The sequence below is a fragment of the Spiroplasma endosymbiont of Ammophila pubescens genome (assembly GCF_964020965.1).
In the GTDB taxonomy this organism is placed as follows: Bacteria; Bacillota_I; Bacilli_A; order Mycoplasmatales; family Mycoplasmataceae; genus Spiroplasma.
This window is the reverse complement of record NZ_OZ026611.1, coordinates 557722-569288: the sequence shown is the minus strand read 5'-3', so window position 1 is coordinate 569288 and position 11567 is coordinate 557722. Positions and strand designations below refer to the sequence as shown.

Sequence of the window (11567 nt, the reverse complement as noted above, 5' to 3'; positions counted from 1 at the left end):
GTTCCTTTCTTCTTTTATTTATATATATTTTACATAGTTTTTATAATTACTTATCTTTTTTTCTAATTTTACAATAATAAAATCCATCAGTATTATTTTCATAACCAAAAATTTGTTCTGTTGCAATAATTTTTAAATCCGGATGTTTTGCTAAAAAATTGCGGATTTGAATAGTATTTTCATATCCACCAAAAGTACAAGTAGAATAAACCAAAATTCCACCTGGCTTTAACAATTGATAAGCTTTCTCTAATAATTGTTCTTGAATCTCAACTAAATTTGCTAATTCTTGATTAGTCAAAGTATGATATTTAATTTCTGGTTTTCGTTTAATTACCCCTAAACCACTGCAGGTGGCATCACAAAGAATTTTATCATATTGAATTTCAGGATTAATTTTTCTAGCATCTAATAAATGTGGATAAATATTCGTAATTCCTAATCGACTAGCATTCATTTTAATTAAATTAATCTTCTTTTCACTAATATCATATGCATCAATAATCCCTTTGTTGTTCATGATTTGACTTAAATGTGTTGTTTTACCACCCGGTGCACTGCACATATCTAACACGCGATCAGTTTCTTGCGGATTTAATACTTCTGCAATGCGCATACTCATTTCATCTTGAATAAAAATTAAACCTTTTTTAAACATTTCTGAATTAACAACTGGTTTATCGGCAATGACACCCACAGAAGATACTAAACTTTTTGTTAAATTATAATTTGAATATTGAACTAATAATTCATCTCGACTAATTTTTAGGGTATTAACGCGAAATGAAAGTTTTGGAATTGTTAAACTATCAACCATTACTTGCTGAGCAATATCTTCACTATATTCATTACGAAGAATTAAATATAATGATGATGGAAAACTATATTTAATACTTAATTTTTTTGTTTCATCAGCAATATTAATTTCAAAAATCTCATCTTTACTGGCAAAAATCTTTTTTAACGTAGCATTAATAAAACCAGCATACTTTGGATTTAGATTTTTACTAATATTAACAGCTTCATTAACAATTGCATAATTAGGAATACGATCTAAAAAACGAAATTGATAAATACTCATTCATAATAAAACTTGTAATTTTTGATTAGTTTTTTTGGATTCAATAAATTGATTAGCAATATATTCTAAATACAATTTATTTTTTAAAGTACCATAAACAATTCGATAAATTAAAGTTTTATCTTGGTCAGTAAAATCATCATTTTGTTCTACAATATTTGATAATAAATGATTACTAAACTTATTTTTTGCAAAAATTTTTCATAAGATATTTCATGCTATTTCTCTTGCTTGCATTTCTTAATCTTTTAAACTTACGAACGATTAGCAATTTCTTGTTCTAAAATTGTTTTAATTTCTGCAACTGTTTGTTCTACAGTGTTATTTACCACAACATAATTATAATTACTTTGCAATGGAAGTTCATCAGCTGCTTTTGCTAATCGTGCTTGTAATATTTCTTCGGGTTCACTTTTTCGGCCTCGAATTCGTTTTTCTAATTCCTCTAAACTTGGTGGAATTAAAAAAATTGAAACTGCATCAGTTACTTTCTGTAACACTTGTGTTGCACCTTGTACTTCAATTTCTAATAAAACATTTTTTCCATTATTAATTTGTTCAATACAATATGATTTTGGCGTACCATAATAATTACCAACAAATTCAGCATATTCTAATAATTCATCATTTTTAATTGCAGCTTCAAATGTTAGTCGGTCAACAAAAAAATAATTTACTCCTTCAATTTCATCCTGCCTTTTTGTTCTTGTTGTCATTGAAACTGAATAAGCCAAATTCAACTCCTCATATTTAAAAAGTTCTTGGCATATTGTCCCTTTTCCGACTCCTGATGGGCCAGAAAAAATAATTAAAAAACCCTCTTTCTGCACATTAACGTTCTCCTTTTTCTAATCTTAATATATATAAATACTTTTTTTTATATGTTTTAAAACGTAACATAACTAAATTAAATTGATCAAATGACAACATTTGATTTGATTCACAAACTATTATTCCATAGTTATTAATAATATTGTTATTCAATATTATAGTAATAATATCATAATAATACTCAATTTGCTTAAAAGGTGGGTCTAAAAATAAAATATCAATTAATACTTTCTGTTGTATCATTCAATTTAATAAAACTTTATAATCATAATTTAATACCTTTGCATTATTTATTTTTAAGTTATTTAAATTAGTTTCAATAATTTTGGAGGCACCTTGGTGCGAATCATTAAAATAACATTGTTGTAACCCCCGTGATAACCCTTCAATTCCTAATTGACCACTTCCAGCAAAAATATCTAATCCAATTTTATTTTCATAAATAAAATAATTATCTAAAATATTAAATGTATCTTCTTTAACACGTGGCGTCATTGGTCGGGTATTCATTCCATCTAATGTTTTAATTTGATAACCCTTATATTTTCCACTAATTACGCGCATCTTCTTAACCCTTCTCTTTCTTTTTTTATTATACTAAAACTTTAGAATTTTCTTTAATAATTGCTGAATATGTTATAATTTTTTAAGAGGTGATTTTTAGTGTTGCAAAATGAAATACCAACTAAAGACTGACTAGTATTTGATGATACACCGTCAATTCGACAACCATCAATTGATGTCTCTTTACCATTAGCATCTGAAAATGAACTTGTAATGCAAAAATTAATTGATTTTGTAAGATATTCCCAAGATCCGCAAAAAAATAGTGGTCATACAATTAGACCAGCTGTTGGTTTAGCCGCTCCTCAAATTGGACATAATCTTAAAATGTATTATATTCGAATTGAAGAGACAGATGAAGAAACAGAAAATAAAAAAATAATTGAACATGCAATGATTAATCCTAAAATTATTGGAAAAAGTGAACAAATAGCTTGTATAGAAGAAGGCGAAGGTTGTTTAAGCGTTAATGGTGATAAAGAAGGTTTTGTCCCTCGTAGTTTTCGAATTATTATTGAAGGTTATGATTATTTAAAACAACAACAAGTAACAATTACTGCCCGTAGTTATGAAGCAATTGTTTTTCAACATGAACAAGCACATTTAGAAGGTAAATTATATTATGATTTAATTAATAAAAAAGCACCTTGAACAAAAAAAAGTGATTGAATTATTTTATAAAAAATAAAAACTGGTATTACCAGTTTTTATTTAGTTTTAAATACTAATTATATTTTCTTATTTTAATTCTTATGATAAAATCCCATCAGAGGTGATTTTTAATGCTACAAAATGAAGTACCAACTCATGACTGATTAGTATTGGATGACACTCCATCAATTCGACAACCATCAATTGATGTGTCTGTATCCTTAACACCCGAAAATGAACGAATTCAATTTTTAGCAAAAAATAATTGATTTTGTAAGATATTCGCATACTCCCCAAAAAAATAATTGTAGTATACCACACACATTTTGGAGATTGCAACAAAACAAGAAAAAATAATAAAAAATATAATTAAAATATAAAAACATAATTAAAAATGATGCATATATAAATAAAAATTCTAAAATTGACACACTAAAAAATAGTTTAAATAAAACTTTATAAATTTAAAATTATTTAGTTAAATTAGTTAAAAATTCAAATGGTGTCTGAAAATTCAAAGATGTAGAAACCACATACATTTTGTACTTTTGTGGTATTTACAGTTTTAGAAATAAATTTTATTAATATTTTAAATAAGGAGTTGAAATTATGCAAACAAAGCAATATTTTATTTTGCGGTCATTAGTGAAAAAGTATGGAAAAGATATTGTTATTATACTGTCAATAAGATTGCAAAAGATATTGAAATTAAAAAGTAAAAGAATAAATTATTCCGCGTAATTTATTAGCGGATAATTTATTCAATAATGTTTTTTAAGTGGAGCAAAGCGACAACGATCGGAGCGAGTTTGCAAATTTCAATTTTTTAATTTATTGAAAGGAGTTATATCATACCAGTATGATTAACATAAATATTTAGTATTTTGATTTTGTTAGGTATTTTTGCGTGAATTGGTTTATCAATTTATCAAAAAGTTAGACAAATTCAAGGTAAGAAAAAAGAAAAAAAAGAAATTGAAAAAAGGAGGATAGAAAATAATGAATTTTTTAGCAGATGCAGTTACTTTTGGGACTGGAATGGATTCTATTTAAACTGGGTTAGGTAATGCAATGGGTAAAGTAAAAGATGCTGTATATGGTATTTTACCGCAGTTAATGACCTTTTTAGGTAATGCGTGAATTATTTTAATTCCATTTGGATTATTTATTATTATTAAGATATTAAACTTTTTCCGTCATATGGTTAAAGGATTTTAATAGAATATAACATTATATTTTAAGTTATTTTAAACAAAATTAAGGCACACTAGTTTATTTATTTTTTATTAATTTATTTTATAATAACTATTACTTTAAAACTTAATAGTATTTTTCAGTGTGCCAATTTTTACTATTTTATATATTTAATATTGTTAATAACATTGTTAATTAAACATTAAATAAACAATATATTAGCATTATGTATAACATTGTTAATAATCAATGTTTTTATCAATAAATAAACAATATATAAACATTAAATATAACATTGTTTATTAAACAAACATTTAGTTAGGAGATGATAAGTAATGATTAATTATTTTGAATATAAATGTGAAACTTGTTTTAATGATATGAAAAGATTACGATTTGATGAATTTTATTGTTTAAATTGTTATAAAGGAGTTGAAAAAATTGAGTAGTTTTGTTAAGAAAAATCAAAATATAGAAAATTATTTTATTAGCAAAGAACTTATTCCTTTTAAAACAGATAAAGCAAGTTTTATAAATTTACCTAATCATAATCGCCATATTGATTTTTGATTGAGTAATAAATTTATTTATCCTAGTGAAAAACATTCAAATCAAGTAGCAATCGGTTTAATTTATAATAATTCTTATTCTATTGTGAAATATGATGAAAATTTAAAACGACATGTTTGGAAATATTTAACTGGAACACAAATAATTAATTTGTATAATCAATATAAACAAAATTATTTTATACAAATGAAAAAAGCATTATTCCCTGCTGAACCTCAAAAAGTAAAAACAAATATCAATAATAATTTAATAAATTGAAATGATGAAAAAGTAGAGCAATTAATTCGCGATTTGAAAGAATTAGATAATGAGTTTATATAATTATTGATTTCAATTTGTTAGTTATATTATTGGTTCAAATGCCCCTGAATTTTTATATGTTTTATTGTTTGTATTATTTATCGTTTTATTTTTTGGAATGTTTTTTAAACTTATTCAAAAAATGTGGAGTTTTTAAATATGCAAAATGATTGAGAAAAATTAAAAGAGTTTTTTATTCATGTTTTTTTGTTTATAAATAAAACAAATATTAAAAATATTACAACTTGAAATTTAACACAAAATGAATATTTAACTTTGATGGTTGGTGTTTGGATTGTAATTTTGTTTTTAACTTGGTTTTTATTGTGAATGATTTTTAAAATAGTTGGATATTTTAAATAATAAAAAAGTTTGCATTTTTTCTAATAAACTTTTGTTATATTAGTGGTTCAATGGTTTTGTTTAGTTTAATTGATTTATTACTTTGAATAATTTCATTAAATTATACTGGTTTAGTATTTTGATTATTATTTGTTTTACAATGTGTTTATTTTGTTTGGTGAGTTTGAAAAAATATTTTTTATCAGTTAAATGTCTTTCGTTTAGTTTATTTTATTTGGGATAATCCTTTATCAGTAATTATTGGTAAATTAGGAACTGGTAAAACATTGTTTTTAACTTTTCTATCACAAGTTATGAAACTTTTAACGAAGAAAATTTATAGTAATTATCCAATTGAAGATGATGCAATAAAACTTTTAACTTTTAATAACTTAGATTTTACTGATAGAACTAAATTAGTACCACCTGATGATAGTTTAATTTTGTTTGATGAAAGTTTTTTATATATTGATGGAACTAGTCCCCACGAAGTTAAAAAAGTTCATGGTGGTAAAAGTGTGTGAATTGTTTTAGTAAGACATTTTAAAAATAGAGCGATTTTTACTGTACAGCGTGAAGGAATGATGTGAAATAATATTTGTCATTTAGCAAGTGGTATTATTATTCCGATTTCATTGAAAAAACCCGTTAAGTCAAAATTAGGTAATATTTTTAATCGTAGTTTTGTTATGCGAATTGGTATTTTCCAAGATATTACAGATTATGAAATTTGAAAAACAAAATCAGTAGAACGAACAGCAGAAGGTAAAAGAGCAAAACATAAGTCGGATGTTGGATTAGGAATTCGGTTTTTTAAGATAATTATTCCGCTTGAATTTGCCAATAAATATGATAGTCATTGATTAAGTTTTGTTCGTGATTTAAAAAATGATGAAGTTATTAATAAAAAAGAATACTTTTGAAAAGATATATCAAAATTAAACAATAAACAACGCTTAGAATTGTTTGATATTGATATTTTGAAAGAAAATTTAAAAGCAAAAAAAGGGAAAGGAAAGATAAAAAATGAGTAATTTATTAAGTGAAAGCGTTAATAACGATAATTGAGATAAGATTTTTAGTTTTATTTTTGATGTATTTTTGTTTATTTTTGATGTAATTTGAAATACAAAATTACCAATGACAAATACGACAATTGCTTATTTTATTATCTTTTTTATGGTTGTTAAGTTATCGATTTATGCAATTCACGGTACAAGAACTCAATACAACGAATTAGGTTCAACAGTACAAACAGGTGTATCAAATATTTATTCTGCCACAGCTCGTGGAGTTTCAGATACTAAACAAGGTATACAAAAACATATTAAAGATCGTAAACAATTTAAAATTAATCGTAATAAACAACAATTATCAAGTTTAGCTAGGTAAGCAAAAACAAAAGAACAAGAATATCGGAGAGTGAATAAATAATGATTAGATTAGTTTTATTAGTTGCGGTAATCGCTATTTTTGGAACAGGATTTATTACAGTCATTATAAATCAATTAACATCAGCAAAAAATATCATTATGGATTTATATAACTCAGATACTTTTTTACTTTCTTTATTTGGTAAAATGGCAATTTTGTTTAGTCATCCGTTAATGTTAACAATATCAAGTTTATATATAGTTGGGTTTATTGTTTCAAAAACATTGTATAGTTAGGAGTTGAGTTTATGGAAAATAAAAATGAAAAGAAACATAAAAATGGTTTATTTATTTCTTGGATTGATTTAATTTTGTATCTTATTATAAGTTTTTCATTAACGCTTGTATGTGTCTTAGATACAGTTTCAACTATTGATGAATTAAAAGAGAAATATGCTGGTATAAATGGTTATATAATTTATGGTTTATGATTTGATATATTATAATATATTTTAGTAATTCATTATTTTTATGGTTATCTATTTAATCAAATTATCAAATTAATAAAAGAAAATAAAAAAGAAGAGGTGGTAAAAAATAATTCGTAAGTCATTATCTTTATTTGCTATATTTATTTTAAGTATTTTAGGATTAATTATTCCTTTTATTACTTTAACAGCATTCAAACCATTACATCAGCAAAATTATACTGTTAATCAACAAACAACGGGAATGAATGAAAATGATTTTATTAATACAATGTTTTTACGCAGTAGTTTTTTTGAAAATTGATCTGAAACAAATTATTTTATTAACCCTACTTTAAAAACATCACAATCATTAACTTATAATGATAAGTGATATTTAGATTTTTTAAAGGATAGTTATTCAACGGGAATTTCATTTGATAAACCTAGTGATGAATTTATGGATTTGTATAAAAATTGAGATAGTTATGTTAAACAATATAATATTGATAAATTTTATGATGTTGATAGAAAACAATTTTTAAGAGAATTAACAAATTTTTTTTATTCTTTTGCAAAGTATTTTAATACTGTGGAAGTTATTAATAAATTAGAAAAAAGTGTTGATAATTTACAATCAGTTAATTTAATTGAAGATAATTGAAAATTAATGTCACAAGCAACAACTAATAGATTATCACATCCTAATTATTTAAATATTGCAGATAATAAAAATTATATTTTTATTTATAATAATGATATTCCTAAAAATTATAAAATCATAAAAATAATTAATGATGGTTTTTATTATCTGCAATATTTAAATAATTAGGATGTGATAATCTATTAGTTGTTGCTTGTGACATTAATTTTCAACTACTATTTTCTGGTGGTTGTTGTGGTTCTGGTTTCGGTTCTGGTTTATTACCTCCGCCGTTTTTATTGTTATTTGGTTTTTCACAACTAATTAATGTTGTTGTACTTGTTGCTGTTAATCCGATTACTCCTAAAATGCTAAGTCATTTTTTCATATTTTACTCCTTTTTATTAAAATTACTTAAATTCTATAATTGATTTTATCATATATCAATTATGTATTAAATAATTTTAATATTAAATTTATAAATTGATGAAAGGTATATAAATGTTATGTATAGTCATTTAAGTTTTATGGATAAGGTTAAATTAAAACAATTATTATTATCAAAGATGTTTTTAAAAAAGAATGGTGAACCAAATATTTCTGCAATTGCTAAATGTTTGAATAGACATCGTAGTACTATTTTGCGTGAAATTAAGCGTTTTAAAACTATTAATGAATATGGTGCTTATAAGTCAGATAAAATGTTTTCTTAGAAAAGAAAAAAGAATAATAAAAGATATAAGTTTACAGAAGAACAATTAAATTTTATTAATATAAGATTTAATGTTTATTGTGATTCTCCATCGCAACTTATTCATCGTTATTTTATAAAGTTTGGTATTAAATTTCCTGTTTGTGTTAAAACATTGTATAAATGAATTTATTTGGGTTTTTATGGTTTTTTAAAACAGAATTTACGTCATAGTGTAAAAAAATATAAAACAAAAGGAAAATTTGATAATCGTGGTAAATTAAATAATTTTAAATCAATATGAGATATTGAAAATAAAGACACTGATGTTGGTTGATTTGAAATGGACACTTTAGTTGGTAAAAAAAATCAATCTAGTTGTTTAGTTTTGGTTGAAAAATTAAGTAAAAATTACTTTGTAATGAAATTAAAAAATCATACTGCTAATGAAGTTGTAGAAAAGTTTAAAGATATTGTTATAAGTAATAATTTAATTGGAAAAATTAAAGGAATAATAACAGTATAGAGGAAAAGAATTTAGTAAATGAAGAGAATTAGAAATATTTGCTGAAACACAAGTTTATTTTTGTGATCCTGGTAAACCACAACAAAAACCTTTAATTGAATATATGAATTCTGAACTTAGAGAATGATATCCTAAGGGAACTGATTTTAATAATGTTAGTCAACAAAAAATAAATTGAGTAGTTAATGTTATAAATGATAAATTAAGGTATTGTTTAAATTGAATAAGTGCAAAAAAAAAAAAAAAGTATTTTTACAGAATTTTTAAATAAATTTATTATTTAACTTAATAAATTATTTTTTAGTATGGTTAATTGTGCTTAAAATAAAATAAAAATTATAAATATTTTAATTTTTGAAAATTTATAATTGATTTTTTATAATTTTTGTTTTATTATTTAAATAATAAGATTTGTTGCAATTCACTTTACATAATTCCATCAATTAAACTAAAAAACCATTGAACCACTAATATAACAAAAGTTTATTAGAAAAAATGCAAACTTTTTCATTATTTAAAATATCCAACTATTTTAAAAATCATTCACAATAAAAACCAAGTTAAAAACAAAATTACAATCCAAACACCAACCATCAAAGTTAAATATTCATTTTGTGTTAAATTTCAAGTTGTAATATTTTTAATATTTGTTTTATTTATAAACAAAAAAACATGAATAAAAAACTCTTTTAATTTTTCTCAATCATTTTGCATATTTAAAAACTCCACATTTTCTGAATAAGTTTAAAAAACATACCAAAAAATAAAATAATAAATAATACAAACGATAAAACATATAAAAATTCAGGGGCATTTGAACCAATAATATAACTAACAAATTGAACTCAATAATTATATAAACTCATTATCTAATTCTTCCAAATCGCGAATTAATTGCTCTACTTTTTCATCATTTCAATTTATTAAATTATTATTGATATTTGTTTTTACTTTTTTAGGTTCATTTAAAAATAATGCTTTTTTCATTTGTATAAAATAATTTTGTTTATATTGATTATATAAATTAATTATTTGTGTTCCAGTTAAATATTTCTAAACATGTCGTTTTAAATTTTCATCATATTTTACAATAGAATAAGAATTATCATAAATTAAACCGATTGCTACTTGATTTGAATGTTTTTCACTAGGATAAATAAATTTATTACTCAATCAAAAACCAATATGGCGATTATGATTAGGTAAATTTATAAAACTTGCTTTATCTGTTTCAAAAGGAATAAGTTCTTTGCTAATAAAATAATTTTCTATATTTTGATTTTTCTTAACAAAACTACTCAATTTTTTCAACTCCTTTATAACAATTTAAACAATAAAATTCATCAAATCGTAATCTTTTCATATCATTAAAACAAGTTTCACATTTATATTTAAAATAATTAATCATTACTTATCATCTCCTAACTAAATGTTTGTTTAATAAACAATGTTATATTTAATGTTTATATATTGTTTATTTATTGATAAAAACATTGATTATTAACAATGTTATACATAATGCTAATATATTGTTTATTTAATGTTTAATTAACAATGTTATTAACAATATTAAATATATAAAATAGTAAAAATTGGCACACTGAAAAATACTATTAAGTTTTAAAGTAATAGTTATTATAAAATAAATTAATAAAAAATAAATAAACTAGTGTGCCTTAATTTTGTTTAAAATAACTTAAAATATAATGTTATATTCTATTAAAATCCTTTAACCATATGACGGAAAAAGTTTAATATCTTAATAATAATAAATAATCCAAATGGAATTAAAATAATTCACGCATTACCTAAAAAGGTCATTAACTGCGGTAAAATACCATATACAGCATCTTTTACTTTACCCATTGCATTACCTAACCCAGTTCAAATAGAATCCATTCCAGTCCCAAAAGTAACTGCATCTACTAAAAAATTCATTATTTTCTATCCTCCTTTTTTCAATTTCTTTTTTTTCTTTTTTCTTACCTTGAATTTGTCTAACTTTTTGATAAATTGATAAACCAATTCACGCAAAAATACCTAACAAAATCAAAATACTAAATATTTATGTTAATCATACTGGTATGATATAACTCCTTTCAATAAATTAAAAAATTGAAATTTTCAAACTCGCTCCGCTCGTTGTCGCTTTGCTCCACTTAAAAAACATTATTGAATAAATTATCCGCTAATAAATTACGCGGAATAATTTATTCTTTTACTTTTTAATTTCAATATCTTTTGCAATCTTATTGACAGTATAATAACAATATCTTTTCCATACTTTTTCACTAATGACCGCAAAATAAAATATTGCTTTGTTTGCATAATTTC

General features: G+C 23.0%; 19 protein-coding genes and 3 pseudogenes. 13 read left to right on the top strand and 9 right to left on the bottom strand.

What is annotated here, in order from left to right; genetic code table 4:
- Positions 1–46: 46 nt before the first annotated feature.
- From rsmB to rsmD, 3 genes are read right to left on the bottom strand one after another with little or no spacing between them, the layout of a single operon-like run.
- Complete coding sequence (rsmB, locus tag ABNT63_RS03575; RefSeq protein WP_348736527.1) at positions 47–1318, bottom strand: 16S rRNA (cytosine(967)-C(5))-methyltransferase RsmB; 1272 nt, start codon at positions 1316–1318, stop codon at positions 47–49.
- 17 nt (positions 1319–1335) lie between these two features.
- Positions 1336–1911 (bottom strand): guanylate kinase, encoded by a 576-nt coding sequence (gene gmk, locus ABNT63_RS03570; protein ID WP_348736525.1) that lies wholly within the window; start codon positions 1909–1911, stop codon positions 1336–1338.
- A gap of 1 nt (position 1912) precedes the next feature.
- The gene (gene rsmD, locus ABNT63_RS03565; protein WP_348736523.1) at positions 1913–2476 is read right to left on the bottom strand and encodes a 16S rRNA (guanine(966)-N(2))-methyltransferase RsmD; all 564 of its coding nucleotides are present in this window, start codon (positions 2474–2476) and stop codon (positions 1913–1915) included.
- A gap of 99 nt (positions 2477–2575) precedes the next feature.
- Here rsmD and def point away from each other — a divergent pair, with 99 nt between their 5' ends.
- From def to ABNT63_RS03505, 12 genes and pseudogenes are all read left to right on the top strand, one after another.
- Positions 2576–3157 carry a peptide deformylase gene (gene def / locus ABNT63_RS03560; protein ID WP_348736521.1) on the top strand — a complete coding sequence of 194 codons (582 nt, stop codon included), beginning with the start codon at positions 2576–2578 and terminating at the stop codon, positions 3155–3157.
- 101 nt (positions 3158–3258) lie between these two features.
- Positions 3259–3432, top strand: coding sequence for a hypothetical protein (locus ABNT63_RS03555; protein WP_348736519.1), 174 nt, complete (start codon positions 3259–3261; stop codon positions 3430–3432).
- Between the two features lie 304 nt (positions 3433–3736).
- Positions 3737–3868, top strand: a complete 132-nt coding sequence (locus tag ABNT63_RS03550) for a hypothetical protein (RefSeq protein ID WP_348737210.1) — start codon at positions 3737–3739, stop codon at positions 3866–3868.
- A 143-nt stretch (positions 3869–4011) separates the two neighbouring features.
- Positions 4012–4194 carry a hypothetical protein gene (locus ABNT63_RS03545; RefSeq protein ID WP_348736517.1) on the top strand — a complete coding sequence of 61 codons (183 nt, stop codon included), beginning with the start codon at positions 4012–4014 and terminating at the stop codon, positions 4192–4194.
- A 4-nt stretch (positions 4195–4198) separates the two neighbouring features.
- Positions 4199–4345 (top strand): hypothetical protein, encoded by a 147-nt coding sequence (locus tag ABNT63_RS03540; protein WP_348736492.1) that lies wholly within the window; start codon positions 4199–4201, stop codon positions 4343–4345.
- 417 nt (positions 4346–4762) lie between these two features.
- Positions 4763–5212 carry a DUF3627 domain-containing protein gene (locus tag ABNT63_RS03535; protein ID WP_348736515.1) on the top strand — a complete coding sequence of 150 codons (450 nt, stop codon included), beginning with the start codon at positions 4763–4765 and terminating at the stop codon, positions 5210–5212.
- A gap of 138 nt (positions 5213–5350) precedes the next feature.
- Entirely contained in the window at positions 5351–5554 is a 204-nt protein-coding gene (locus ABNT63_RS03530; RefSeq protein ID WP_348736505.1) for a DUF2649 family protein, read from the top strand.
- Positions 5554–6567, top strand: coding sequence for a hypothetical protein (locus ABNT63_RS03525; RefSeq protein ID WP_348737143.1), 1014 nt, complete (start codon positions 5554–5556; stop codon positions 6565–6567). Before ABNT63_RS03530 ends, ABNT63_RS03525 begins: the two co-directional genes overlap by 1 nt.
- Positions 6560–6925, top strand: coding sequence for a hypothetical protein (locus ABNT63_RS03520; RefSeq protein ID WP_348736513.1), 366 nt, complete (start codon positions 6560–6562; stop codon positions 6923–6925). Before ABNT63_RS03525 ends, ABNT63_RS03520 begins: the two co-directional genes overlap by 8 nt.
- A 41-nt stretch (positions 6926–6966) precedes the next feature.
- On the top strand, positions 6967–7203 hold the full coding sequence (locus tag ABNT63_RS03515; protein ID WP_348736511.1) for a hypothetical protein: 237 nt from the start codon (positions 6967–6969) through the stop codon (positions 7201–7203).
- Positions 7204–7214: 11 nt separating this feature from the next.
- Positions 7215–7412 carry a hypothetical protein gene (locus ABNT63_RS03510; protein WP_348736509.1) on the top strand — a complete coding sequence of 66 codons (198 nt, stop codon included), beginning with the start codon at positions 7215–7217 and terminating at the stop codon, positions 7410–7412.
- A 94-nt stretch (positions 7413–7506) separates the two neighbouring features.
- A pseudogene (locus tag ABNT63_RS03505) lies at positions 7507–8160 on the top strand (spiroplasma phage ORF1-like family protein); the annotation flags it as partial.
- A 4-nt stretch (positions 8161–8164) separates the two neighbouring features.
- Here ABNT63_RS03505 and ABNT63_RS03500 read toward each other — a convergent pair.
- Complete coding sequence (locus tag ABNT63_RS03500; protein WP_348736507.1) at positions 8165–8404, bottom strand: lipoprotein; 240 nt, start codon at positions 8402–8404, stop codon at positions 8165–8167.
- A 118-nt stretch (positions 8405–8522) separates the two neighbouring features.
- On the opposite strand from ABNT63_RS03500, the pseudogene ABNT63_RS03495 reads away from it, so the two are divergent.
- Positions 8523–9504, top strand: a pseudogene (locus ABNT63_RS03495) (IS30 family transposase).
- 239 nt (positions 9505–9743) lie between these two features.
- Here the strand turns inward: ABNT63_RS03495 and ABNT63_RS03490 are convergent.
- The 5 genes and pseudogenes from ABNT63_RS03490 to ABNT63_RS03470 form a co-directional block, all read right to left on the bottom strand.
- Positions 9744–9947 carry a DUF2649 family protein gene (locus tag ABNT63_RS03490; RefSeq protein ID WP_348736505.1) on the bottom strand — a complete coding sequence of 68 codons (204 nt, stop codon included), beginning with the start codon at positions 9945–9947 and terminating at the stop codon, positions 9744–9746.
- A 138-nt stretch (positions 9948–10085) separates the two neighbouring features.
- A pseudogene (locus ABNT63_RS03485) lies at positions 10086–10535 on the bottom strand (DUF3627 domain-containing protein).
- 417 nt (positions 10536–10952) lie between these two features.
- Positions 10953–11171, bottom strand: coding sequence for a hypothetical protein (locus tag ABNT63_RS03480; RefSeq protein WP_348736503.1), 219 nt, complete (start codon positions 11169–11171; stop codon positions 10953–10955).
- The gene (locus tag ABNT63_RS03475) at positions 11104–11280 is read right to left on the bottom strand and encodes a hypothetical protein (protein ID WP_348737141.1); all 177 of its coding nucleotides are present in this window, start codon (positions 11278–11280) and stop codon (positions 11104–11106) included. The genes ABNT63_RS03480 and ABNT63_RS03475 overlap by 68 nt, the downstream gene beginning before the upstream one ends.
- A 149-nt stretch (positions 11281–11429) precedes the next feature.
- Complete coding sequence (locus tag ABNT63_RS03470) at positions 11430–11561, bottom strand: hypothetical protein (protein WP_348737210.1); 132 nt, start codon at positions 11559–11561, stop codon at positions 11430–11432.
- Positions 11562–11567: the final 6 nt, after the last annotated feature.